Source organism: Pseudoalteromonas carrageenovora IAM 12662 (assembly GCF_900239935.1).
Classification (GTDB): Bacteria; Pseudomonadota; Gammaproteobacteria; order Enterobacterales; family Alteromonadaceae; genus Pseudoalteromonas; species Pseudoalteromonas carrageenovora.
Window position 1 is genome coordinate 3,216,820 of sequence record NZ_LT965928.1, and the last position, 25,775, is coordinate 3,242,594.

The 25,775-nt window shown below is 39.2% G+C and carries 23 protein-coding genes and 1 tRNA gene; 5 read left to right on the plus strand and 19 right to left on the minus strand.

Annotated elements, in window-relative coordinates; all coding sequences use genetic code 11:
• Positions 1-113 precede the first annotated feature (113 nt).
• Positions 114-935 (plus strand): DUF4437 domain-containing protein, encoded by an 822-nt coding sequence (locus ALFOR1_RS14615; protein WP_104643392.1) that lies wholly within the window; start codon positions 114-116, stop codon positions 933-935.
• A 178-nt stretch (positions 936-1,113) separates the two neighbouring features.
• Here the strand turns inward: ALFOR1_RS14615 and ALFOR1_RS14620 are convergent, their stop codons facing one another.
• From ALFOR1_RS14620 to ALFOR1_RS14635, 4 genes are all read right to left on the minus strand, one after another.
• A complete protein-coding gene (locus tag ALFOR1_RS14620) occupies positions 1,114-1,695 on the minus strand; it encodes an outer membrane beta-barrel protein (RefSeq protein WP_104643393.1) in 582 nt (193 codons plus the stop codon).
• 258 nt (positions 1,696-1,953) lie between these two features.
• Positions 1,954-2,030 (minus strand) — tRNA-Ile (locus ALFOR1_RS14625).
• A 246-nt stretch (positions 2,031-2,276) separates the two neighbouring features.
• The gene (locus ALFOR1_RS14630; RefSeq protein ID WP_004587604.1) at positions 2,277-2,435 is read right to left on the minus strand and encodes a YqaE/Pmp3 family membrane protein; all 159 of its coding nucleotides are present in this window, start codon (positions 2,433-2,435) and stop codon (positions 2,277-2,279) included.
• Positions 2,436-2,499: 64 nt separating this feature from the next.
• Positions 2,500-3,063: a BON domain-containing protein gene (locus ALFOR1_RS14635; RefSeq protein WP_058549359.1), complete on the minus strand. Its 564-nt coding sequence runs from the start codon at positions 3,061-3,063 to the stop codon at positions 2,500-2,502.
• Positions 3,064-3,381: 318 nt separating this feature from the next.
• On the opposite strand from ALFOR1_RS14635, the gene ALFOR1_RS14640 reads away from it, so the two are divergent.
• Positions 3,382-4,044, plus strand: a complete 663-nt coding sequence (locus ALFOR1_RS14640) for a LiaF domain-containing protein (RefSeq protein ID WP_104643394.1) — start codon at positions 3,382-3,384, stop codon at positions 4,042-4,044.
• A 45-nt stretch (positions 4,045-4,089) separates the two neighbouring features.
• On the opposite strand, the gene ALFOR1_RS14645 is transcribed toward ALFOR1_RS14640, so the two are convergent.
• Entirely contained in the window at positions 4,090-4,506 is a 417-nt protein-coding gene (locus ALFOR1_RS14645) for a VOC family protein (RefSeq protein ID WP_104643395.1), read from the minus strand.
• Positions 4,507-4,748: 242 nt separating this feature from the next.
• On the opposite strand from ALFOR1_RS14645, the gene suhB reads away from it, so the two are divergent.
• Positions 4,749-5,552, plus strand: a complete 804-nt coding sequence (gene suhB / locus ALFOR1_RS14650) for an inositol-1-monophosphatase (protein WP_104643396.1) — start codon at positions 4,749-4,751, stop codon at positions 5,550-5,552.
• A 64-nt stretch (positions 5,553-5,616) separates the two neighbouring features.
• Here suhB and ALFOR1_RS14655 read toward each other — a convergent pair whose 3' ends face one another.
• The 7 genes from ALFOR1_RS14655 to queA form a co-directional block, all read right to left on the minus strand.
• Entirely contained in the window at positions 5,617-6,426 is an 810-nt protein-coding gene (locus ALFOR1_RS14655) for a substrate-binding periplasmic protein (RefSeq protein WP_104643397.1), read from the minus strand.
• A 19-nt stretch (positions 6,427-6,445) separates the two neighbouring features.
• Positions 6,446-8,233 carry a GGDEF domain-containing protein gene (locus tag ALFOR1_RS14660; RefSeq protein ID WP_104643398.1) on the minus strand — a complete coding sequence of 596 codons (1,788 nt, stop codon included), beginning with the start codon at positions 8,231-8,233 and terminating at the stop codon, positions 6,446-6,448.
• 131 nt (positions 8,234-8,364) lie between these two features.
• Positions 8,365-9,312, minus strand: coding sequence for a protein translocase subunit SecF (gene secF / locus ALFOR1_RS14665; RefSeq protein ID WP_058549353.1), 948 nt, complete (start codon positions 9,310-9,312; stop codon positions 8,365-8,367).
• Between the two features lie 9 nt (positions 9,313-9,321).
• On the minus strand, positions 9,322-11,181 hold the full coding sequence (gene secD / locus ALFOR1_RS14670) for a protein translocase subunit SecD (RefSeq protein WP_104643399.1): 1,860 nt from the start codon (positions 11,179-11,181) through the stop codon (positions 9,322-9,324).
• Positions 11,182-11,200: 19 nt separating this feature from the next.
• Positions 11,201-11,536, minus strand: coding sequence for a preprotein translocase subunit YajC (gene yajC, locus ALFOR1_RS14675; protein WP_058549351.1), 336 nt, complete (start codon positions 11,534-11,536; stop codon positions 11,201-11,203).
• 25 nt (positions 11,537-11,561) lie between these two features.
• Entirely contained in the window at positions 11,562-12,689 is a 1,128-nt protein-coding gene (tgt, locus tag ALFOR1_RS14680; RefSeq protein ID WP_058549350.1) for a tRNA guanosine(34) transglycosylase Tgt, read from the minus strand.
• Positions 12,690-12,872: 183 nt separating this feature from the next.
• Positions 12,873-13,904 carry a tRNA preQ1(34) S-adenosylmethionine ribosyltransferase-isomerase QueA gene (gene queA, locus ALFOR1_RS14685; protein ID WP_104643400.1) on the minus strand — a complete coding sequence of 344 codons (1,032 nt, stop codon included), beginning with the start codon at positions 13,902-13,904 and terminating at the stop codon, positions 12,873-12,875.
• Between the two features lie 187 nt (positions 13,905-14,091).
• On the opposite strand from queA, the gene ALFOR1_RS14690 reads away from it, so the two are divergent.
• Both ALFOR1_RS14690 and ALFOR1_RS14695 read left to right on the plus strand, forming a co-directional pair.
• Positions 14,092-16,608 (plus strand): two-component system response regulator, encoded by a 2,517-nt coding sequence (locus ALFOR1_RS14690; protein ID WP_104643401.1) that lies wholly within the window; start codon positions 14,092-14,094, stop codon positions 16,606-16,608.
• Positions 16,609-16,813: 205 nt separating this feature from the next.
• On the plus strand, positions 16,814-17,026 hold the full coding sequence (locus ALFOR1_RS14695; RefSeq protein WP_058549347.1) for a hypothetical protein: 213 nt from the start codon (positions 16,814-16,816) through the stop codon (positions 17,024-17,026).
• 13 nt (positions 17,027-17,039) lie between these two features.
• On the opposite strand, the gene ALFOR1_RS14700 is transcribed toward ALFOR1_RS14695, so the two are convergent.
• The 7 genes from ALFOR1_RS14700 to ALFOR1_RS14730 form a co-directional block, all read right to left on the minus strand.
• Complete coding sequence (locus tag ALFOR1_RS14700) at positions 17,040-17,966, minus strand: hydrogen peroxide-inducible genes activator (RefSeq protein ID WP_104643402.1); 927 nt, start codon at positions 17,964-17,966, stop codon at positions 17,040-17,042.
• Between the two features lie 82 nt (positions 17,967-18,048).
• Positions 18,049-19,317: an inorganic phosphate transporter gene (locus ALFOR1_RS14705; RefSeq protein WP_104643403.1), complete on the minus strand. Its 1,269-nt coding sequence runs from the start codon at positions 19,315-19,317 to the stop codon at positions 18,049-18,051.
• A 39-nt stretch (positions 19,318-19,356) separates the two neighbouring features.
• Positions 19,357-20,034, minus strand: coding sequence for a TIGR00153 family protein (locus ALFOR1_RS14710; protein ID WP_058549344.1), 678 nt, complete (start codon positions 20,032-20,034; stop codon positions 19,357-19,359).
• 150 nt (positions 20,035-20,184) lie between these two features.
• Complete coding sequence (phoU, locus tag ALFOR1_RS14715) at positions 20,185-20,886, minus strand: phosphate signaling complex protein PhoU (RefSeq protein ID WP_058549343.1); 702 nt, start codon at positions 20,884-20,886, stop codon at positions 20,185-20,187.
• 42 nt (positions 20,887-20,928) lie between these two features.
• Complete coding sequence (gene pstB, locus ALFOR1_RS14720) at positions 20,929-21,756, minus strand: phosphate ABC transporter ATP-binding protein PstB (protein WP_058549342.1); 828 nt, start codon at positions 21,754-21,756, stop codon at positions 20,929-20,931.
• 27 nt (positions 21,757-21,783) lie between these two features.
• Positions 21,784-23,433, minus strand: coding sequence for a phosphate ABC transporter permease PstA (pstA, locus tag ALFOR1_RS14725; protein WP_104643404.1), 1,650 nt, complete (start codon positions 23,431-23,433; stop codon positions 21,784-21,786).
• Between the two features lie 15 nt (positions 23,434-23,448).
• Positions 23,449-25,683, minus strand: coding sequence for an ABC transporter permease subunit (locus ALFOR1_RS14730; RefSeq protein ID WP_104643405.1), 2,235 nt, complete (start codon positions 25,681-25,683; stop codon positions 23,449-23,451).
• Between the last annotated feature and the right edge of the window lie 92 nt (positions 25,684-25,775).

A 25,775-nucleotide genomic window follows, 5' to 3' on the forward strand; every position in this document is an offset into this window, starting at 1 on the left:
TAACTATAAAGCTATTATCCACGTTTTTGCGAAAGTGTATTGAACATTTGCCCGTTTATTGGGTGAATTTTAAACCGTACTATACACGCATACCAACTTAACGGAGCATACCTATGAAACTATTATTAAACGCATCAACACTTGCACTTGTAGCAACACTTAGCTCATCGCCTGCTTTTGCTCAGCAAAACGCATCAAAAGTAGTTGCTGCTAGCAATATTGATTGGGGTTACCTAAACCCACTTCGTGGCGATAAAAGCCCTGGCGCAGCCGATCTTTGGGGTAACCGTACAACAGATAATGCAACAGGTATGCTAGTTCGCTTTAAAAAAGGATTTGAATCTCCACCACATATTCATAACATTACCTATCGCGGTATTGTTATTGAAGGGCAAATGCATAATGACGACCCAGCCGCTGAAAAAATGTGGATGCCAGCAGGCTCATTTTGGACACAGCCAGCAGGTGAAAACCACACCACTGCTGCCAATGGCAAAACTAACTTAATATACCTCGAAATAGACTCAGGCCCATATTTAGTAAAGCCAACAAAAGAGCAATTTGATAATGGCGATCGCCCATTAAATCTACATAAAGACAACATTGTATGGTTAAACGATAGTGATTTAAACGACATAAACGTAGACGGTGTTAAATCTACTTATGTATGGGGAAGTACAGCCAATTTGAATGGCTCAATGATTAAACTTCCTGCTGGCTTTAAAGGTGAAATAAGCACTGAGGCTAGTGAGTTTCGCGCTGTGGTTATTGGCGGTGCAGTTAATTACAACTCAAGCGAGCAAAATAAAGTCCAAAACCTAAGAGCAGGCAGCTATGTAGAATCAAATGGTCGCTTTACTCACTCGCTTGAAAATAACAGCGATAAACCTGCAACTATCTACATTCGTACTAACAGTAAGTACCAAGTTAATTAAATACTTAACGCCTCTAGCTTTAGCTTTAGCTTTAGCTTTAGCTTTAGCTTTAGCTTTAGCTTTAGCTTTAGCTTTAGCTTTAGCTTTAGCTTTTCGTAAGAAAACTCAAAATAGAAAAGTAACGAACATAAAAAAGCGCACTGATTAGTGCGCTCAAATACAATTAATGTATTACTACTTAAAAGCTGTATCGAGCCGTTAAGCTAACCAAATCTAGCTCATCAATTGTCGTGTAATTAGCACCAATAGAAAAGTTCTTATTCATGTAATAACGCGCACCCAAAGTGATCGATGTTTCACTCTCATCTTCAATATCGATGTAGCCTAAACGGCCATCTAGTTCAATGCTATCGCTCAGCATTGATCGAACGCCTATAGATAGGCCATAGCCATTTTCATCTTCTGAAGCACTATTTCCACGATACGATGCCTCAGCTTCTACGTTTTCGTATGTTAATAAACCATAAAAGTCAGTGCTCGCGCTAATAGCAGTTCGGTAACCTACTCCAGCACTAAGCCAGTTTAAGTCTACGTCTAAACCATCATCTGAATTACCAACAGTCTGATATTGACCAGATAGAAAAAAATTCTCGCCTAGTAGCGTGCTACCATCAAGAGTCCAACCATCGGCATCATCGCCATCAATATCCCCATTAAGGTAACCAGCAGAAACATAGTTAAAGTTTGGAGATTCGGCCAATACAGCGGGGCTCGCAACAGCAGCAGTAAACAGTAAGATTGCAATTTTATTCGTTTTCATAATACTTCCTTATAAATTTATTTGAACAACCCTAAATTGTCCCCAGGAAAGTACACAACTATATTATTGATTGCAAATAATAAATAATTTTAAAGTAGCGTTCTGACGGTTTCTATTAATTACAAGATTGAGAATAAAAAACCAAATGGCCGAAACAAATAATTTAAGCGAGAAACTACATAGACGAATGTGCTATTAAACTAAAATAAGATGAGCTAATTTGTACTAAGATATATGAAAACAGAACGCTTTGAAAAGTGGTGGCCCCTCCCAGACTCGAACTGGGGACCTAACGATTATGAGTCGTGTGCTCTAACCAACTGAGCTAAGGGGCCAACTTTATATAACTGCAAGGCAGTTAATTTTTGAAGCGTTTAGCCACAGAGCGACTAAAGCGGGTTGCAGTATAAAAACTTTTTAAGGGCTTGTCACTAGCAAAAACCTTTATTTTAACAATCAGTAAGCTAACTGCTTAAATAGTAATCTTTTAAGTGGGTAATAATATAAAAATAGGGGGATTTAAAGCAGGGAAGGTATGTAAGCCGTTTAGAAAGTCGGCTTACATTACATAAAGTGCGGCATTACTTTTTGGCAATTATATAAATTGCGTGTATTAAACCCGGGAAGTAACCCAGTAGTGTTAGTAAAATATTTAGCCAAAAGTGCATACCTAAACCAACTTGTAAAAACACGCCCAGTGGTGGCAATAAAATCGACAAAATAATACGAATAATATCCATGGTGTAACTCCTTTAAAATGACAAAGTAAAAAGCCCAGCAGTGCTGGGCTTTTAGTATAGTGTATTATTCAGCAACGATAGTTAATTCATCAACTACGTCACGAACATCTTCAGCGTTTTTAGCAATTTTGATTGCTAACTGCTTTTCAGCTTCAGATTCAACAGAACCTTTTAGCTTCACTACGCCGTTGTCGGTATCAACATCAATGTCCGTACCGTCAACTTCTGAGTCAAATAAGAAGCGAGTTGTAATTACCGTGGTGATTTTAGCGTCAGTTAAGTCGTTGTCATCAGTGTCCATATCGGTATCTGTAGTTTTAGCATCCATATCTTTAACAACAGTTAAGTTGTTATCTACATCCATTACGCCATCTAGGCTAAGTACAAGTTCTTCAGCTAACTCTTTATCTAGGTCGCTGTTTACTTTACCTGTAAGTACTACCTTGCCATTTTTTACATCAGTGTTAATGTCAAAGTTGTTTAGATTAGTGTTCATAAGAAGCACTGTTTCTGCCTTACCATCAATCCAAGCATCTTTACTTTCGTTTTCCCAGCTGCTTGCCTGTGCACCCATTGCTGTAGTACCAAGAACTAACGCTGCAATCATAGATTTGTTGAATGTTTTCATAATCTTTCTCCTTTTGATTAAAGACGAATTAGTTAATGCGAGCTTTAGGCCAACTTTATTTTCACATAAAAATCATAGACTTAAACCACAACCAACATTTGTGGTACACAAGCTTTGAGTAAAGTTTTACAGACTTATCGGTAAAACTTTCTTAAGTAGTGAAAATAGCTAGATAATTGCACTTTTGGTTAATCTATCGTTAATATAACAAACAGCAAAGCACTATAATAAAATTAAACCACTGATAATTAAAGGTATTAATATTGGTACGTTGATTGCTTTCTAGTTTGTACTCGCTTAATAAAAGGATTGCTCCTAATGTCTGTAAAAATTGAAGACCGCCCAATAGAACACGTTCGTGAACAAGTGATTGACCAGCTGATTTATAATTACAGTCACGGGGTTATTTCTGTAGAGGCATTTGAACGACGTTTAGATGAAGCTATGGATGCAAACTCAAACGAAGTATTAATGAACTTAGTGGAAGATTTAACACTTAACACTGATCAGCAATATAAAGCGCAAAAACACACGCAATTTTCTCCAAATTATAGTGCACAACAAAATAGCGATGACGATTTTACACTGCGCAGTATATTAGGCTCAAATGAGCGAAGCGGTCAGTGGGTTGTGCCAAAAAATATTTACTTAAGCAACTATATGGGCTCAGTGGTACTTGATTTTACTGACGCTATATTTGCACATCAAAATGTAACCATTCACGTTAATTGCATATTTGGTAGTGATGAAATATACGTGCCAGATCATGTAAATGTAGTATCTAAGATGTTTTGTACATTAAGCAGCTTTGAAAACAAATCGGTATCGCTTAATAAACGCCAAGGCCCGACTATTTATATTGAGGGTAAAGCCATATTAGGCTCGGTAGAAGTAAAAGTTAAGCGCACAATTAAAGAGAAGTTTATGAGTTTTGCCAATGAGCTAAAAACTCAACTTGGTGCTGGTAGTAGTAATCGATAATAAAAATTTATCTAAGCACCGTGCCTTACGGTGCTTAGGGGATGACTATAAATCGTTATTTCGCTCACTTGGTATATCGCTTAAATATTCTACAAACTCTATTTCAAAGCCTGCGGGGTCAATAAAATACACATTTTTTCTAAATGGATTGGTGCTACCTTTTTTACTTACTTTAAAACCCGCTTTATTTAAACGCGTTACCACTGCATTTAAATTATTCGTAACATATGCAAAATGAGCAAAGCCAACTTGATGCCCCGACAAGTACCTATTTTCTCCCTCTCCATGGTCGCTTATAGCTATGTAGTGGGTATCATCACCAAAATGGACCCAGCGCCTTGGTTTACCATACCAATCGCCTTGTCCTTCACTTCTAATTGACCAATATGGAAATGCCGCTTGATAAAACGCTAGCATTGAATCGATATCACTTGCGACTAAGTTTACATGTTCTAAATACATAACTTTCCTTATTTGTTTAAGTTGAGGCCACGATAAAACCTCAAGTTAACTTTAGGTAAAGTATTATTTAAAATTAATTTATTTAAATGCAGATAATTATGTTTTAAAAAAGTATGCACTTTCAGGGCTGTACAAAAAACACCCGCATTTATTTGGGGTTTATTGTTTACTTTATGTCAAAAGTCGCTAAAATACGCCGGCTGAAATATACAAACGTTCTTTTACAACCCAAAGGTAACACCATGCATCCAATGTTAAACATTGCGGTTCGCGCTGCGCGTAACGCAGGCAAAATTTTACTTCGCGCTGGCGAAGATTTATCAAAAGTTGAAGTGCAACAAAAAGGCGCTAACGACTTAGTAACTAACATTGATAAAGAAGCCGAAGCCGTAATTCGCGACACAATTTTACAGTCTTACCCTACTCACTCAATTGTTGGTGAAGAACTAGGTGAGCACAAAGGCAAGGATGCAGATTACCAATGGATTGTAGATCCTATCGATGGAACAACTAACTTCATCAAAGGTATCCCTCATTACGCAATCTCTATTGCACTTAAAGTTAAAGGTCGTTTAGACCAAGCCGTTATTTATGATCCAATTCGTGGTGAGCTTTTCACGGCTTCTAAAGGTCAAGGCGCACAACTTAACAGCAAACGTCTTCGTGTAAGCAAAACAACTGTACTTGCGGGTACTGTACTTGCTACTGGTTTCCCTTTCAAAAACAAACATCATATGGATGCATACACTGAAGCATTTAAAGCATTGTTTGTGCATACAGCTGATATTCGCCGTGCAGGTTGTTCTGCTTTAGATATGGCATACGTTGCTGCGGGTCGTGTAGATGGATTTTTTGAAATTGGTTTAAAACCTTGGCACTCTGCTGCAGGCGAGCTTTTGGTTAAAGAAGCGGGCGGCATGGTAGTCGATTTTGCTGGTGGTAATAACTATAACCACAGTGGCAATATCATTTGTGGCGCGCCAAAATTGACTCAAGCTATTATTCGTGAAATTCGTCCAGTGTTATCTGAGTCGTTACTTCGCTAATAAACAGCTTATATCAACTACATTGGTATAACTAAAAAAGGAGCTTCGGCTCCTTTTTTTGCACCTAAAAATAAGGATTATCGAGTTTAATTTCGACCGTTTTCCCTTTTGTATAAGGCAGTTTATTTAAATCATCTGCAAAATATTCGTTAAATAAGGCATCAAACTCACCGTTTTCTTGCATCAGCTTTAAACCTTTCTCAATCGCTATAGCTAACTCAGGCTTACTTTTTGCCACAAAATAATAAATACCCGTTGGGTAGCTTATGTATAGGTTGGGCACGACAACAAGGTTACTTTGCTTGTTTTCAATAAGTTCGGAATTAACCTCAATAAATGAGCGAGGAAAATAATCTATTCGCCCACGGCTTGTTAAAGTAAACATGGCTTGGTAATTGGTGAGTGGCCTTACATGTAGCCCGTTGTACGACATGATTCTTGTATCTGGCCAGTTGTGACCTTGCACTGCTGAAAACTCTCCTAGCTGCTCAAGAGTTTTTACGTTTTTAAAACGTGCTACATTTTGTCTATTAGTGAGTAAAGCCCGCTTTCCTATGTAACCTTTAAATAACGGTATTTTAATAGCTAAAGCAAGCGCTTCTCGTTCTGGGCTGCTCATACTCCAATACATATCAAGGTCACTGCTTTGCAGGTTTATGAGCTTACGCTTTTGATGTTCTGATATTGGAGTCATCCTAATAACCCCGGGGTAATTTGCGCTTTCGAGTGCTCGAGCTAGTAACTCACTTAAGTACTCTTCTCGGGCATTTTGAGTATCTTGTTTTTGGGCAACACTTATTATCTGATCTTGCGCGATGAGCGAAAAACTCGCAAACAAACTTAATACGCAAACTAAAAACTTTATTGGCAACATAACAATTACCTATTTTTATTTAAATTACCTGCTTATTACTTGCTAGACGCACTACTGCGGGTGCAGGCCCTTTGCGTTTGCAAATAAACAAATAACTATGACGATAACGTTTGGCTTCTTTTTTAGCATCAGTTGCAAGTGCTGCAACTTGGTGGCTGTTTTTACATTGCTGTAAATCAGGCTCAACTAAGCCAATCGATAACGTTAGTAAAGGCACAAATTGCTTTTCTCCTTCACGATTTGTAGCCCAATACCCTTTGCTCTTTATGTGCTCAGGTGTAAAAAATATACGAGATTGGTGTTCAAATTGTTCAATAATGGTATTACATATATCAACAGCGTTGTGCTGATCAAACACCACCATAAAGTCATCGCCACCTATATGCCCTACAAAGTTAGCACTATTTTTACACGCTTGCACTGTTACATCAGCTAATAGTTTAATTACACTGTCGCCGCTAGCGTAACCGTATAAGTCATTAAATTGCTTAAAATGATTTAAGTCTATATACGCGAGTGAAAAAGGATTACTACCTTTTAATCGCTGCTCTATAGCTTCATTAATTGCTACATTACCAGGGAGCATAGTCAGTGGATTAGCATGCTGTGCATGGCGTATTTTTTCTTCGGTTATGTGTTTTAAAATATCGCGAAGCGGCGCTAATCCTAAATAAGCGCTTTCTCTGGTGATTACTATATGGCGGCGAATATCAAAGTCTTGCTCAGTTATTTGCTTACTTACGGTATCGAGTAATTGGTTTTCATCAACGACTAAGGGCTGCTTATCCATAAGTGCAGTAACGGGGCGTTTATCATAAAGAGCATGCCCGTAGGGCGCTGCAAAAACCTCTGTTAATTGATCTCTGTGAAGTAACCCTACGGGCTTGTTCTCATTACTTAACACTGCAATGCTTATGAGTGACTTATCTTGCTCAAAGCGTTTATGCGCATCTTTACAGCGAGTGTCGCTGCTTATTGCAGGTTGTGTAATAGATAGGCGGCCTATGGCCATCGATTGATCAAATAATGTATTTGATTGCGTAAATGAAAGAGCTTGTAGTTGCTCTGAGCTAAAGTCTTCACTTGGCTTTATGCTTGGCTTTTCAAGTAAAAACCCTTGTACGTTACTAATGCCTAAGTTTTCTACGAACGTGAGCTCTTCTGGGCGCTCTATCCCTTCGGCAATAACCTGAGTATTAGTGGCTCTGGCCAAAATTGTAATAGATTTCAAAAACTCTTTTTTAACTTCGCTTTGATCACAATGATCAATAAAATAGCGGTCGATTTTTACAAAATCGGGGCATAATTCAGACCATTGTTTTAAGCCTGAATACCCAGCGCCTAAATCATCTATTGCTATAGTAAAGCCAAGTTCTCGGTAATGAGCTATCGTTTTTAATAGCAAAAAACCATCATCTACTTTTTCTTGCTCAGTAACCTCTATAACTACACGATTAGCCGCTAAGTCAAATTGCTCTATTAGGTGCAATGTTTCCCCTTTAGGATGGCAAGGATCAAGTAGTGTTTTAGGGCTTACATTTAAAAATAATTTACCTTGTAGGTTAAGCCTTACAAAGTTTTCAATCGCTTTAGAGCGACATAGTAATTCAAGTTCCGAAATTAAACCTTGCTCATGGGCTACTTTAAATAATGTATTAGGCATTTCTAGCGGGCTATCTTTAGGTCCTCGACTAAGTGCTTCGTAACCTACAATAACTTGATTGCTAATATCAAAAATAGGCTGAAACAGCGTCGTTATTTCACCGCTTTTTAAAATGTACTCTAATACTTTGCGCTGAATCGTCACGTATTTGCCTTACAACTATTTTGATTGGAGCAACAAAGTACCAAGTGTGTATGACACTTTTATTGCGCCTAAAAAAATGCACTCATAAAAAAACCGCTCATAAGAGCGGTTTTTATTAAGTACAAACCTAGTTACGGCATAGCGTCTTGGTCAGCACCTTCTTTTTCTATCACTTCAGGTATTAAATCTTCTTTGCTTACGCCCATTGCTATAGCAACCGAACTTGCAACATAAACAGAAGAATAAGTACCAATAAACACACCAAACAGTAATGCAGTTGCAAAACCATGAATGGTTTGCCCGCCCCATGCAAACAAGGCAATCAATACTAAAATTGTAGTGATTGATGTTACAAGTGTACGATTAAGTGTTTGTGTTAAAGACAAGTCAATAATTTCGATAGTGTCGTCAATGCGTACCTTACGGAAGTTTTCACGGATACGGTCAGATACAACAATAGTATCGTTGAGCGAGTAACCTATTACCGCAAGTATTGCCGCTAATATTGTTAAATCAAACTCTAACCCTAATACCGAAAACAAACCAACTGTAATAATAACGTCGTGTAATAACGCACCTACCGCACCTACTGCAAAGCGCCACTCAAAACGAAATGCAACATAGATTAAGATACAAATAAGCGCAGTTAACATGGCAAGGCCACCCTGCTCTTTTAAGTCTTCACCTACGCTTGGACCAACAAACTCAATACGACGCATTACTACGCTGTCGTCTGCTTGTTTTAATGCTGCAATTACTTGGTTACCAATTACTTCTGCTTTAACATCGCTTCCACGAGGCGCTAGGCGTACTAAAATTTCTTGGCTTGAACCAAATAACTGTACGGAAGCATCAGCAAAGCCATTTTCGGCTAGTACATTACGTACCTTTTTAAGATCTGCAGGCTGTGAAAAGCCCACCTCTACTGCGGTACCGCCAGTAAAGTCTAAGCCAAAGTTTAAGCCTTTAACAAAAATTGACGCAAGCGACGCTATTATCAATAACGTCGAAAAGCCCATAGCCACTTTACGAAGAGACATGAAACGAAGGGTTCTGCTACCCAAACTTAAAATTTGCATGTCTGCTCCTTAAATTGAAAGTTTATCAACACGTTTACCGCCAATGATAAAGTTGATTACCGCACGGGTACCAACAATAGCTGTAAACATTGAAGTTAAAATACCAATTGCTAATGTAACCGCAAAACCTGCAATTGGGCCTGTGCCCACTGCAAATAATATAATGGCAGCAATTAGTGTGGTGATATTGGCATCAAATATAGTGCTAAATGCGCTATCGTAACCAAAATGAACCGCTTGTTGAGGGCTACGGCCATCGGCCAGTTCTTCGCGAATACGTTCAAAAATCAGTACGTTAGCATCTACCGCCATACCTACGGTTAATACAATACCGGCAATACCTGGCAAGGTTAATGTAGCGCCAGGAATAAGCGACATTACACCCACAATTAGTACTAAGTTAGCCGCGAGCGCCAAGTTAGCTACTAAGCCAAAGCCTTTGTAGTAAATAAGCATAAAGGCAAGTACAAACGCAAAACCAAGTGCAACAGCTGTCATACCTGCTTCAATGTTTTCTTGTCCTAGGCTTGACCCTACTGTGCGCTCTTCTACTATTTGAATTGGAGCAACAAGTGCACCCGCTCTAAGTAATAAGCTTAAGTTATGCGCTTCAGCTGGGTTATCGATACCTGTAATGCGGAATGAGCGATCAAGGCGAGCCTGAATAGTCGCAACGTTAATAACTTCTTCTACCTTAATTGGTGGAAGCGCCTTACCGTTTTCATCCTTTTTACCCGATGGCTTGTATTCAATAAATACTGTGGCCATACGTTTACCAATAGCACGTTTGGTAAAGGCATTCATTTTTGCCCCACCTTTGCTATCTAAGGTAATACTTACTTGTGGACGTTGGTATTCGTCACTACCTGATTGCGCGCCAGTAATATGGCTACCTTCAAGAATAATACGTTTTTTAAGTACTACAGGGTAACCGTCGCGGCTCATGATCATTTCAGTACCCGCTGGGATACGACCTTGAGCAGCTGCGCTTGGATCGGCGTTTTCGTCTACTTCACGAAACTCAAGCGTTGCTGTAGCGCCTAAAATTTCTTTAGCGCGAGCGGTATCTTGAACACCTGGTAATTGCACAATAATACGCTCAGCACCTTGGCGCTGTACGTTTGGCTCTGCAACACCAATTTGGTTGATACGGTTACGAATAATCGTTTCATTTTGCTTAATTGCGTAGTCACGAATTTCTTTAAGCTTTTGCTCACTCATGGTGGCAAAAAATGCTTTATCGTTGCTGCTATCATCAATGTAAACATTTAATGGGTAACGAGATTCTAATAAGCGCTCTGCAGCGTCTTTATCTTCTTCAGTACGCATTTCTACACGCATACGCTCAGAGCCAGCTACACGGCGAACACTACGGTAACGTAGTTTTTCTTCGCGTAAATCGCTTCTAAAGTCTTGTTCCATTTGCTCAAGCTGGTTATCAACCGCAGTAGCCATGTCGATTTCCATGGTGAAATGTACGCCACCACTTAAATCAAGACCTAGCTTCATTGGGTTACCACCGAGTGATTTTAACCAAGTAGGTTGAGCCGGAGCCATATTAATAGCAGAAACGTAATCGTCACTTAATGAATCACGCAATAAGTCTTGCGCTTTAAGTTGCTCTTCAACATTTTTGAAACGAACAAGTATTTGTCCATCTTCAAGCTTAGTTGATTTAACAGTTACGTTATGTTTTTTGAGGGTTGCGTTTACTTTGTCTACAACAGCGAGGTCTACATCGGCACCTTTAGCACCCGAAACTTGAATGGCCGGATCGCGACCATACAAGTTTGGAGAAGCATATAAAACGCCAATAGCTACCACAGCTAAAACAAGTAAATACTTCCAAACTGGAAACTTGTTTAACACGGGGTCGTCCTTATTATTTTTATAGCGACTTCATTGTGCCTTTTGGCAATACTGCAGATACTGCAGATTTTTGTACTGTTACTTCAGCTTGCTCGTTTAATGAGATAACGATGAAATCTTTATCTTCAGTAATCTTCACAATTTTACCTACTAAACCACCTTGGGTAAGTACTTCATCACCTTTAGCCATCGCGCTCATTAAGCTTTTGTGTTCTTTAACGCGCTTAGCTTGTGGACGGTAGATCAAAAAGTAAAAAACTAAACCAAAAATTGCTAACATTATTAGCATTTCCCAGCCACCACCGGCTGCAGGTTGACCAGCTGCTGCGTGTGCATTTGAAATAAATAAACTCATGATACTTCCTCTTTAATTTTAAAGTTTAATTTGTTGTCTCTACAAGCTCTGGCACTTCTTGGCCTCGGCGAGCATAAAAATCTTGTACAAATTCTTCTAATTTACCTTCGCTAATTGCATTACGTAAACCTTCCATAACACGTTGATAGTAACGTAAGTTATGAATAGTGTTTAGTCGCGCACCTAAAATTTCATTACATTTATCAAGGTGATGCAAGTATGCACGCGAGTAATTAGTGCAGGTATGGCAATCACACTCAGGATCAAGTGGGCCTGTATCTGTTTTGTGCACTGCGTTACGGATTTTAACAATACCAGTGGTAATAAATAAGTGACCATTACGCGCATTACGCGTAGGCATTACACAGTCAAACATATCAATACCACGGCGAACCGACTCAACTAAGTCCTCTGGTTTGCCTACACCCATAAGGTAGCGTGGTTTGTCTTCAGGCATTTTGTACGCGCAATGATCAAGAATATTCATCATTTCGTTTTTAGGTTCACCTACTGATAAACCACCTAACGCGTAACCATCAAAACCAATTTCTTCTAAACCGGCTTGTGATTGTGCACGTAATTCTGGGTACATACCACCTTGAATAATACCAAATAACGCAGATGGATTATCACCATGACCTTCTTTTGAGCGCTTAGCCCAGCGAAGAGATAGTTCCATTGAGTCTTTTGCTTCTTTTTCAGTAGCAGGGTATGGCGTACATTCGTCAAAAATCATTACGATATCTGAGCCTAAATCGCGCTGTACTTCCATCGATTTTTCTGGTGACATCATAATTTCATCACCATTTACAGGCGACTGAAATAAAACACCTTCTTCGGTAATTTTACGCATTGCGCCAAGGCTGAATACTTGGAAGCCGCCAGAGTCGGTTAGAATAGGGAAATCCCAGTTCATAAAATCATGTAAATCACCGTGTTGTTTGATGATTTCAGTACCTGGGCGAAGCATTAAATGAAAAGTATTACCTAAACAAATTTGTGCGCCAGTGGCTTTAACTTCGTCCGGAGTCATACCTTTTACAGTACCGTATGTACCAACAGGCATAAATGCGGGTGTTTCTATTACACCACGGTCAAAAATCAAGCGGCCGCGGCGCGCTTTTCCGTCAGTACGGTCTAATTCAAATTTCATATCATCCTCAATGTCGGAAAAACAGTCCAACAAGCTATAATTTAACCGCTCGATTCTACCCTTTTTGCCTCGCTAATACTATTAGCTGCGGTAAATTCAGTTATGCCAATTGCCATTAACAAAAACCCCAGCAACTAAGCTGGGGTTTTTGACATATTCGACTGAGTATTAAACAACAACTTGTTACTTGCGTGTTAAAAACATCGCATCACCATAACTAAAAAAGCGGTACTGCTGTTCTATTGCCGTATTGTAAGCACCCATAATATTGTCTTGGCCGCTAAATGCACTCACTAGCATTATTAGCGTTGACTCAGGCAAGTGAAAGTTAGTAACCATGGCATCAACAACATTAAACTGATAACCCGGAAAAATGAAAATATCTGTATCACCAAAGTAACTATCTAATTTGCCACCATGAATTTTAGCCGCCGATTCTAATGAACGCACTGAGGTTGTACCAACTGCAATTACACGCCCGCCATTTACCTTAGTTTGCGCAACTGCTTGTACTACGTCGTCAGGTACTTCTATGTACTCAGAGTGCATTACATGCTCATCAACACTATCTACACGTACTGGCTGAAATGTACCAGCACCTACGTGTAATGTAACAAAGGCCATATTTACGCCTTTATTTTTAAGCGCTGCCATAAGCTTATCGTCAAAGTGCAAACCTGCTGTGGGTGCTGCTACTGCGCCTGGCTTTTCGCCATATACGGTTTGGTAGCGTTCTCTATCGGCTTCGGTATCTGGGCGGTCAATGTATGGCGGTAATGGCATGTGGCCAATGTCGTTTAATATATCCAGCACATTTTGATTGCGATCAAATTCAAGCTCAAACAAGGTATCGTGTCGTGCGATCATTGTTACTTTTGCTTTGCCTTCTAAAATAACTTCGTTACCAGGCTTTAGTGATTTACTAGCACGCACATGAGCAAGTACTCGGTGCTCATCAACAACACGCTCTACAAGTACTTCTACTTTACCGCCTGACGCTTTTTGACCAAACATACGCGCCGGAATAACTCGGGTATTGTTAAATACCAGTAAGTCACCTTCGTTTACTAAATCAAGCACGTCACTAAATACTTTATGCTCAACCTGGCCTGTTGGGCCATCTAGAGTAAGTAAGCGGCTGCTAGTTCTATCCGCTTTTGGAAAACGTGCAATTAATTCATCGGGTAATTCAAAGCTAAAGTCAGCCACGCGCATAATTTAGTAATCCACATCATTTAAAATCGCGCCAAGTTTATATGTATCGGATGTTAAGCTCAAGAAATCAGCCAAACTTATAGTACCTTAGTCGCATTTTAGTGGTTAAATTTCCTTGTTCTTATGATTAAATATCATTATTCTTGTTTGGTTAAATTATTGTTATTTATATTTGAGGGTTCAAAACGTGGCAGACCAGCTAAAATTGCTTATATTAAACGCAAGTAGTGCTGAACGCCATGCGATTAGAGCCACCCTTGAAAGCTTACATGTATTTACTTTTATAGATGCACAAGACAGCCAACAAGCTTTAAGACTATTAAAACAACAACCTGTCGATATTATAATTACAGGTCTTAATGTTGGTAAAATTGATGGTTGGCGCTTTTCAAGAATGATCCGCTCAGGATTATTAAAAACCCCAAAAAATACTCCTATTTTACTTATTCCACCTATTTATTGTGAACGCATAGCAGAAACCACAGCAAGAAGTTACGGCATAGATGCGGTATTACCGTTTGAGCATAAAGACATGTTGCCGCAAGTACTCGCTAATGTACTTTCTACCCATTTAGAAAAAAGTAGCAGGCTAAATTTATTACTTTTAGAGCCAATTCAAGAAACCGCAGACACTATTAGCGAGCAACTAAAGCTAAACTTTGCCATTACACATGTTACAACGGCCAAAGCCGCTCTTAATGCATACAATCAGCAGCAGTTTTCAATTGTGCTGCTGGATGCAACCTCTTCTAGCGCTCAAAGCTCAAGCTTATTAGTTGAAGAAATACTTCAACATAATTCTAAACAAGCCATTGTAACAATTATAGAAAGTGATGATGCCGATTACGCAGAACAGCTTTTACTCTCAGGCGTTACCGACTTTATTAGAGCACCGTACGACCCTTCATTTTTAAATAAAGTGTGTGATCATGCTGCTCGCCGTGAAGACTTTATGGTCAGCTACGCAGAGTTTGCTCATAAAGTAGAGCAGTTAAGTGTTAGTGAAGTGCGTTATAAAGAGCTGTTTTCGGCGCATCAGCGTATTTTGTTACATCTAAACACCGTAGTGCTAGAGCTTGATCAACAAGGGTTGATCCGCTTTATTAATCCCGCATGGGAAGCATTAAGTGGCTTTGGTGTAAAATCAACACTGCAAAAGTCACTTAGTGATTACTGTAGTTTGGATGATAAGCAAAAGCTTACCCATACGATTAACGATATTTTAAATGGTGGCCAGCAGCAACAACAAATAGAAGTGAAGCTAAGCCATAAAAATGGCAACCTGATTTGGGTTGAGTGTCGACTTCAGTTAATTAAAAATAGCCGAAATAACGCAACGATAACGGCCACTATCGATAATATACATGAGCGAAAACAAGCAGAACTTCAGCTTCGTCATTTAGCACACCACGACCCACTAACAGGCTTACATAATCGCTATTACTTTGACCAGCAACTCAACAAAATATGCCAAGATAAGTACACTTACGAAGGTGTAGAACATGCTGTTATATATATTGACCTGGACCACTTTAAAATAATTAATGACAGCAAAGGGCACCATCAGGGCGATATTGTACTAAAAGAAGTGGCGCAGCTATTTAAAGCGAATATTGGCGATGATCACCTAGTATGTCGAATTGGCGGGGACGAGTTTGCGGTGATCCTCACAGATATAAACTTACTTGACGCTCACCTTATTGCCGAAGGTGTGTGTAGCGCCATAGAAAAGCATTCATTTAAATCTGAAGATCAAATATACACAATTAGCTGCTCTATTGGTTTGACTCAAATAACGCCACAAAATTGCGACCCTAATGAATGCTTAAAACAAGCTGATATTGCGCTATATATTGCTAAAAACTTAGGGCGAAATTTAGTACATTGCTACTCAAAAGAGGATGCACAAAACAACACTTTGCAATCTGGGCTCGAGTGGGGGCACGAAATTAGACAAGCCCTAAAACAAGACCAAATAGAACTACACTACCAACCTATTTGGGACTTTAAAGAAAACAAAGTAGCCTACTTTGAAGCATTACTTCGTTTAAAACATAATGGTGAGCTGATTTACCCTAATCAATTTATCCCTTCATTAGAAATGCTAAACGATACATTTATGATGGACCAATGTGTTGTACGTAATGCTATTGCTTGCGTTGCAAAACATCCTGAGCTTAATCAAGTTGCAATTAACCTATCGGCACAATCATTTTTAGATGAGCGCTTATTACCTTTAATCGAATCAAACCTAGAGAAATACCAAGTACCACCAACGCGCATAATTTTTGAGATCACCGAGTCAGCGAGTATCAATAATTTAAAAGCAACCCGCAAAATGATAGAAAAGCTCAATAAACTTGGCTGTCACTTCTCTATTGATGATTTTGGTACAGGCTTTAGCACCTTTAACTATTTAAAACAGTTACCAGCTCAGCACGTAAAAATTGATGGCTCGTTTGTCAGTGACATGCTTAACGACCCTATAGATTTGGCACTCGTTAAGGCTATAAACGATATAAGCCGCTCCTTAGACAAACGCTCTGTTGCTGAATATGTTGAAAATAAAGAGATATTTTTTGCCCTAAAAGAGATAGGCGTAGATTATGGCCAGGGTTACTTTATTGCCCACCCAATACCTGTTGAAAAAATTAAAGGTGAGCTTGAAAAAATCTCAAAAAATAAAACGTTTTACCAACAATAAGCTAGCTACTAATAAACAAAATTGAACAATTTTAAGCATTTTATTACTATCAATTTTACCTTTCTTGCCTATACTTTCAGTATCACATAAATGATGTCGTGTTATTTTATGCATTTCACTTTAAAAACATGACATTACCTTTTGATGACGTAGTACTGTCGTTTATAGTGGCTTTTAAAGCGATTTAGCTTTTAAGGAGAAAGGTATGACACAGCTAGTTATATTATTACTGATTATACACTTTGCAATTGCGTATCAATGTTATCGATACGCACATATCAAAGGCTACCCCGTTAAAGTATTTACAACATTAGGCTGCGTGCCCTACTTTAACTTAGTGGTTTGGATTTATTTATTATTTTTACCAGAGCTTGAACCTTTCGAAAGCCATGTGCAAAATCAAAAGCAGCCATTATAGGCTGCTTTTTGCATTATTTTAGCTCTAAATAATCTAAGCTACATTGGCGCTTTAAAAACACCTCTAGCTGTTGGCTAAATAGCCTAAAGTCGCGAATTCGACCCGTGGTTTTGCGCCATAGAATACCAATATCTCGATAGGCATCGCTTGGCGATGGCGTTGCAACCATATCTTTATTTTCAAGTATTCCTGCATTAATTGCCATTTGAGGTAAAAATGTCACGCCGAGTTGATGCTCAACCATACTGAGTAATGTATGTAAGCTTGCAGCTTCAAAAGGGTTAATACAGCTTGAGCGATTTAAGTGGCACGCACTTAGCGCATGCCCCGTCATACAATGCTCTCGCTCTAATAAAAACACACTTGCATCAGGCAATAAATTAAAATCCTCTACGCCTTTTGCTTGAGTGTAATCTTTGTGGTGCACTAAGCTAAAATGGTCTTTAGCCAAAATTTGAGTATGGAATTTTTCAGTTTGATACGGCAATGCAAGTAATGCTAAATCAATATGTCCATGCTCTAGCTTATCAAGTAGTTTGTCGCTGGTATCTTCAACGAGTACTAGCTCTAAATCACAAAAGGTTTGCTTGCAAAAATGATACAAAGGCGCAGCTATAAAACTTGCGATAGTAGGTATAACACCCACTGTTAACTTACCACTAAGTGGTGTTAAAAAGCTTTTTGTCAGCTCTTTTAAGCTAATAGTATCGTTTATTATTTTACGAGAGCGCTCAACAACCTCTTCACCAATACTGGTAAACATTAAGCTTCGGTTTTCGCGCTCAATTAGCTGGCAACCTAGTGTTTCTTCAAGGTTTTGAATTGCACTACTTAATGTAGATTGGCCAATAAAGCAAGCGCTGGCAGCTCTGCCAAAGTGTTGATGTTGATGAACAGCTAATAAATATTGCAGCTGCTTAATACTTGGAAGATTAGTCATTTTTTCTTTCCACAAATAAAAAGACCCCAACACCTAGGGCGTTGAGATCTTTTCAAGCTAAAAGTCTTTGAGTACTTTTTTATTAAACCCCAAACGCGGTTCTTAGTACGTAGAAAATAACAATAGCAAGGGCAGCGCCAACTGGCAACGTAATTACCCAAGAAACTACAATGTTTCTGATAACGCCCATGTTAAGTGCACCAATACCACGTGCCATACCTACACCTAACACAGCACCAACTAAGGTTTGTGTAGTAGAAATTGGCATACCAGTACCCGATGCAATAACAACGGTAGAGGCAGCAGCTAATTCAGCAGCAAAACCACGGCTCGGTGTTAAATGTGTAATGCCTTCACCAATCGTTTTAATTACTTTTTTGCCTAAAATAGCAAGACCCGCAACAATACCAAAACCACCAAGAGGTAGAATCCACCATGCAATAGCGGCTTTCTTAGCTATTTCACCATTGTTTTCAACAATATTTACAACTGCAGCTAATGGACCGATTGCATTAGCTACATCGTTAGATCCATGCGCAAACGCCATACAACACGCCGTTAATACCATTAATACCGCAAATACTTTTTCAACGTTATTAAACTGCATTTGCTTATCAGCTTTAGGATCAATATTTAATCGTGCAATAGCAACTTTACCAATAATGGCCACTATTACTGCTACAGCAATTGCAAGGGCGTAACCCTCTACTGAACCAATATTAATACCTACATGCTTTAAACCTTTTTTAATGGTTACTAGCGCCATAATAAAGCCCGCTAAGCCCATATAAAGTGGTACATAGCGTTTAGCATTTTTAAGTGGTGCATCGGTATCAAAAATTAGTTTTTGTGCACTCATAAATATTAAGTATGCAATAAAGCCCGATATAGCTGGCGTTATAATCCAACTACCAACAATACCACCTACTTTATTCCATTGAATTGCCTCTGTACCAACTGCAACTAACGCAAAACCAATGATAGCACCAATGATTGAGTGGGTAGTTGATACCGGCCAGCCTAAAAATGAGGCAATTAATAGCCAAGTACCCGCTGCAAATAACGCAGAGATCATACCTAAAACCATTAAATCAGGGAGTGCAGCAAATGGAGCAGCATCAATAATTCCTTTACGAATCGTTGATGTAACCTCTCCACCGGCTAAATAAGCCCCTGCAAATTCAAAAACCATCGCAATAAAAATTGCTTGTTTGATTGTAAGTGCTTTCGAACCTACAGAAGTACCCATCGCATTAGCAACGTCGTTCGCGCCAATACCATAAGCCATAAAAAAGCCAACTGCTGCGGCAATTAAAATTAATACCGTGCCGTAAGATGCAATGATATCCATTGTGTAACCTTAATCTTTCGTGTTTGAACTGATTTTAAATTAACGAGCTAACATCAGCTCAAGACGTGATCCTACGCGCTCTGCAATATCTGCAAGCTCGCCAACCCATTCAATAATTTTGTATAAAAACATTACATCAATTGGGTTTAGCTCACCTTCTACATCACGTAGTTGGCGGCGTACTTTTATTTGCATATCATCCGTGTCTTGTTCTATTGCATCCAATTCTACGAGCATTTTTTCTACTAAGGTCACTTCACGACCTTTAAAGCCCGTTTCTAGTAATTCTTCTAACTCATTTATTGCTTTAGAGGCTTGTTTAGTAGCATCTACACAGCGAGTTAAATAAGCTAAAAAGTCTGCTTGCATTACTTTAGGAATAGTCATTTCACGACCAATCACTCGTCCTGCAATATCTTTTGCTTTATTGGCAATTTTATCTTGTTGAGTTACTAATTCGAGCAGATCTGTACGTTCTACCGGCATAAATAAACCGCGCGGTAACTGTAAACGTATATCTCTTTTCATATCATCAGCTTCACGCTCTAAATTACGAATAGTGATGCGAAGCTCTTCTGCTTGTTCCCACTCTTCTTTAAATACGTGATTAAAAAAAGGTATCAAAGCTTTACTAGCTTGATGCACTTTATTGATGTGTTCTTCCATTGGTTTGATAGGAGATTTTGCAAATACTCCTAAAAACGCGTTTGTAGGCATAACTGACCCTTTAATCAAATTGATATGCTTTGCAGCATGAATTTTACAGTATTAACCACGATTGTGAACGCTTTTTATTATTTCACCATGGCTAACAATGCATAAAGCGGCACCAAGCCGCTTTAGTAAAAAAGAATGATAGATAAAATCTTATAAAGATTTTTCTATATCTTCTTGAGATGTATGACGAATATCTTTACCGTTAACAAAATAAATGATGTATTCAGCAATGTTTTGGCAACGGTCACCAATACGCTCTAACGAACGCACAGACCACACTAAATCCATAATTTTAGGAATTGAGCGTGGGTCTTCCATCATATAAGTCATTATTTGACGTGTTATCGCTTCGTATTCACGGTCAACTTTTGCATCTTCTTTGTGTACTTCAAAGGCGCGCTGTACATCCATACGCGCAAATGCATCAAGTACGTCGTGTAGCATTTTTAAAACTTGGCGACCCATGTTTTCAATATTTACTAATAAGTCTTGTTGATCTTTAGTAAATGAATCAAGTGCAACTTTAGCAATTCGCTCAGCTTCATCGCCAATACGCTCCAAATCTGCAATCGTTTTTGCAATAGCTATAACTAAGCGCAAATCGCTCGCAGCAGGTTGGCGACGCGCAATAATACGCGTACATTCTTCATCAATGCTTACTTCCATCGCATTAACTTTATAATCGTTTTGGCGCACCTTTTGTGCAAGCTCAGCATCGTTACGGCTTACAGCGTCAAGTGCACTGTTAAGTTGTTGCTCAACTAAGCCACCCATGTTTAAAACATGGTTACGTACATTTTCTAGCTCTTGGTTAAAGCGACCAGAAATATGTTTATTAATATTATGTTCCATAATTACCTTCTCTTAAATTCATCAACAACACTAAAACAATCACTAGCCGTAACGGCCTGTAATGTAGTCTTCTGTTTTCTTTTTGCTAGGCGTTGTAAATAAGGTATTTGTGTCTGAGTATTCAATCAGCTCACCCATGTACATAAAAGCGGTTTGATCAGATACACGCGCTGCTTGTTGCATGTTATGTGTAACAATAACAACGGTAAACTTGTTCTTTAAGTCGTTAATTAGCTCTTCAATAACCAAAGTAGAAATTGGATCAAGTGCTGATGTTGGTTCATCTAACAGCAGTACTTCTGGCTCAATAGCAATAGAGCGAGCAATAACTAAACGTTGTTGCTGACCACCCGATAGCCCAAATGCACTATCGTGTAATCTGTCTTTTACTTCATCCCATAAAGCAGCACCGCGTAGTGATTGCTCTACCACTTCATCTAATTTACGTTTTTCTTTGATGCCTTGTAAGCGTAGGCCATAAACCACATTTTCATAAATTGATTTAGGAAATGGGTTAGGCCGTTGAAACACCATCCCCACGTTACGACGAAGCGCTGCAACATCTACACTTTTATCGTAAATGTTTTGGCCATGCAGTAATATTTCACCTTCAATACGACAAATATCAACTAAATCATTCATACGGTTAATACAACGAAGTAATGTTGATTTACCACAGCCCGATGGCCCGATAAACGCGGTTACCTGCCCTTTTGGGATGTTCATATTAACGTTACTTAATGCTTGCTTATCACCATAGTAAAGATCAAGGTTTTTAATCTCTAACGCTTTTTGGTCGTCAGTTAAGTTTTCTAGGTCTAATTTTTGACCTATATTAGCTTGGTTTACTTGTGGAGCGACTGTAATCATGTTTGTTACCTATAAAATCTTTACTAATTAGTGTTCAAGCGATCTAAATTTTTCACGTAAGTGATTACGTATACCAATCGCAGTTATGTTGAGGGTAATAATCACCGACACTAATAAAAAGGCCGTTGCATATACCAGCGGACGCGCCGCTTCAACATTAGGGCTTTGAAAGCCTACATCGTAAATATGAAAGCCTAAGTGCATGAACTTTCTGTCTAAGTGAAAATAAGGGAAGTTGCCATCAAGTGGTAACGTAGGGGCCATTTTTACCACACCTACAAGCATAAGTGGTGCAACTTCACCGGCCGCTCGAGCAACTGCAAGTATTAAACCTGTCATTATTGCTGGGCTTGCCATAGGAATAATTATACGCCATAAGGTTTCAACTTTAGTTGCACCAAGCGCTAACGAACCATCACGTACGGTACTTGGAATACGCGATAAACCTTCCTCGGTTGATACAATAACAACCGGTAGAGTAAGAATAGCTAATGTAAGCGCAGACCACATAACACCTGGCGTACCAAATACTGGTGTAGGTGATGCCTCAGGGTAGAACAACTGATCTAAGCTGCCACCTAGCATATATACAAAAAAGCCCAGTCCAAATACACCGTAAACAATAGAAGGTACACCCGCAAGGTTAATTACCGCTATACGAATCATCTTAGTCACTGCGTTTTTAGCGGCGTACTCGTGTAAGTATATTGCTGCTACCACACCAAAAGGCGTTACGATTACAGCCATTAACATAACCATAAATACAGTACCAAATATAGCAGGGAATACACCGCCTTCGGTATTTGCTTCACGTGGGTCGTCTGATACAAACTTACCTAGTTGCACAAAGTAATGACCAAGCTTTGCAAAAAAGCCCATATCGTTTGGAAACCAAACATCAAGTACTTGATACATCGGAATAGTAACTACTTCACCGCGCATATCTTTTACAGTTACATGGTCTCGTTTGGCTTGCTTGCGTAGTGCAAATAAATCTTTTTCAAGCACTGCATATTCTGCACGTAAATCCGCTCGTGCTTGAGCAAGCTCAGCTACCCGTTCATCTGTTAATGCGTCATCAAGCAGGTAACCTTTTTCTTTTAAACGAAGACGCTCAAGCTCATAGTTTATATGGCCAATGTCACCATTTTGTAAATCAAGAGCTTCATCGTTTAAGTCTACGGCACGCTCTACAAGTTCATGCAGGGCTTCAATTTTATCGCCTTCAACAGGTTTACCATCTTTAATTACACTTTCAACGTAACCATAAAAGTTACCATTTTTACTACGCTCGAATACAGCAAGCGTTGCCGGCGTTGTTTTATTTGTAATGTCGGTTTCTAGTATCCAACGAAAATCTAAATCTACGTATTCACGGTTACCCGTTTTGATAAGTAGGCGCTCTACTTCGTCTTTTTTGAACCCACTTACATCAATACCTGTTGCCGCTAAGCGTGCTTTTGGTACTAATTCACGGTCGTAAATTTCGCCTATTACGGTTTGTTTTGAAATAGACCCTTCAAGCTCAAATTGTACAACCTCAGAAGGCCAGAAAAAACTTAACCCTTTCCAGGCTATCATTGCTAATAAACCTAAAACCGAAATCAAGCTAATGCTTACTGCACCACCTGTCATCCAAATCCAAGGAGAACCAGACTTAAACCACTGCTTTACCATGTCGTGTCTCTCCACTTACATTGAGCTGTATTTTTCACGCAGTTGCTGACGAACAAACTCAGCCACTGTGTTGAAAATAAAGGTGAATATGAATAATACAAAGGCCGCTAAGAACAATATTCTATAGTGCGAGCTGCCAACTTCTGACTCTGGCATTTCTACTGCAATGTTTGCTGCAAGCGTACGCATACCTTGGAAAATACTCCAATCCATAATAGGTGTGTTACCTGTAGCCATTAATACAATCATGGTTTCACCTACTGCACGGCCAAGTCCCATCATTACAGCAGAGAAAATACCAGGGCTTGCTGTAAGAAGTACCACACGTACAAGCGTTTGCCACTGCGTTGCACCTAGAGCAAGCGAGCCATTCGATAAGTGTTTAGGTACACTAAATACGGCATCTTCAGCAATCGAAAATATAGTAGGAATAACGGCAAATCCCATCGCAATACCAACAACTAATGAATTACGTTGGTCAAACGTCATACCAAGCTCATTTGTTAAGTATTGACGTACATTGCCATCAAACATCCAAAGCTCTACTGTTTCGCTCATCGCGAACGAGAACCAACCAATTAATAGAACAACTGGAATCAATAGTATTGAATGTGAACCTTCAGGGATTTTATGGCGAATACTCGACGGTAGCTTAGTCCAACCCAATGCGGTAGCTAAAATACCAAGCGGCAACAATACCAGCAGCCCGACAATAGCCGGCAAGTGCTCTTCAATTAATGGAGCTAACCAAAGACCCGCTAAAAAGCCTAAAATAACCGTAGGAAGAGCTTCCATTATTTCAACTGTAGGCTTAACTACTTTACGTAACTCGCTCGACATAAAGTAAGCCGTATAAATAGCGGCAGAAAGCGCAATAGGTACTGCAAACAACATCGCGTAAAGCGCTGCTTTTAACGTACCAAACGAAATTGGTACTAATGAAAATTTAGATTCAAAGTCATCACTTGCAGAAGTTGACTGCCAAATATAACCCGGCTCAGGATAACCTTCGTACCATACTTCTTGCCATAAAGCAGACCAAGTCACTTCTGGGTGCTCATTATGAATTTCAAGTACCGTTAATTTGTTATCAGCAAGTATGAGCGCTGCGTTTGAACGCGGTGCAATTGCAAAATTTTCTATAGCGCCTTCACTTACCTTCCCTTGCCAAAGTTTTGCTTCGCTGGTTGTATAATAAACACCTAGCTCACCATTACTGCTCGTAGTAAAGAAAGTACGACGATAAAACTCAGTAAATACATTGAGTTTGCTTTGCTTAGTTGTTTCAAACGAACGTATTTTTTGATATTCACGTCCCGCATCTGTATTTACTTCAAACCACTGCGACACTTCACCGTTATCATTTGCAAGCATTAACGAGTTTGCACCCGCAAGAAGCTGTGCTGATACTATATTTGCGTTTTCTTCATTCGCTGAAAGTAACTGTATCTGCTCTACGTCATCTGGGTAGCGCGTATCATAAACATAAATTTGATTAGCTGAACGAACAAAAGTCCGTGTTGTATCCGGCGAAATTAATAGCTCATCAACACGGCCTTCAATATTTAGCTCGGTACGCTCTACAACCCATTCAACTTCACCGGTAAACATGTTTTCTTCAGCAACAAAGCTGCTAAACAATATGCGCTTGTCTTCGGTAAGTGCTACAACGGCTGTTTTGTCTTCGTAATGGCTAAATGCAAAACGCTTAATAGCTGCACCTTGCTCATCAACTTCAAGTGCCATTTCTCCAAGCGGAAAATCTAAACGAGGTGTTAGTTTGCGCTCGTTATTTGGAAAGGTAACCAAAAATTTAGGTGCAACAACCATTACGCTGCCGTTTTCTAAACCATACGCATAATGCCCCTGAAAAGGAGCGCTGGTTGCAAAACTAGTAGCATCGCTTGGTAATTGCGCATCAAGTGCTTTGAGCTTTTTACCAAAACTGCCTGAGTCAACACTGTAAAAATCAACTTGCCCTTGCTTACTTAGTAAGTAGGCAACTTCAGTTTGTTCTTCAACACCTAAACCTGCAATTTGCTGCGAGTTAGTTACATTGAAGCTGTCGCGCTTTTCTACTTTTGCTGATTCAAAAATTGGCTGAACTACATAAAGAAGGTAGAAAAATATCAATAGCAGCGCTATTAATACCATTACCCCACCTGCGGTTATGCCAAACTTGGCAAACCGATCTTTAAATAGACGGCTTCGATCCGTATTAAAAGTCGGTTTATTCGGATTTGAAGTCATCAAAACACCCTTTAATCTTAACGTTGGCGAAATTATATTTCATCAAGATGACAGTAATGTTACAGCGGTAACATTTAAGCTCTCAAATTAGG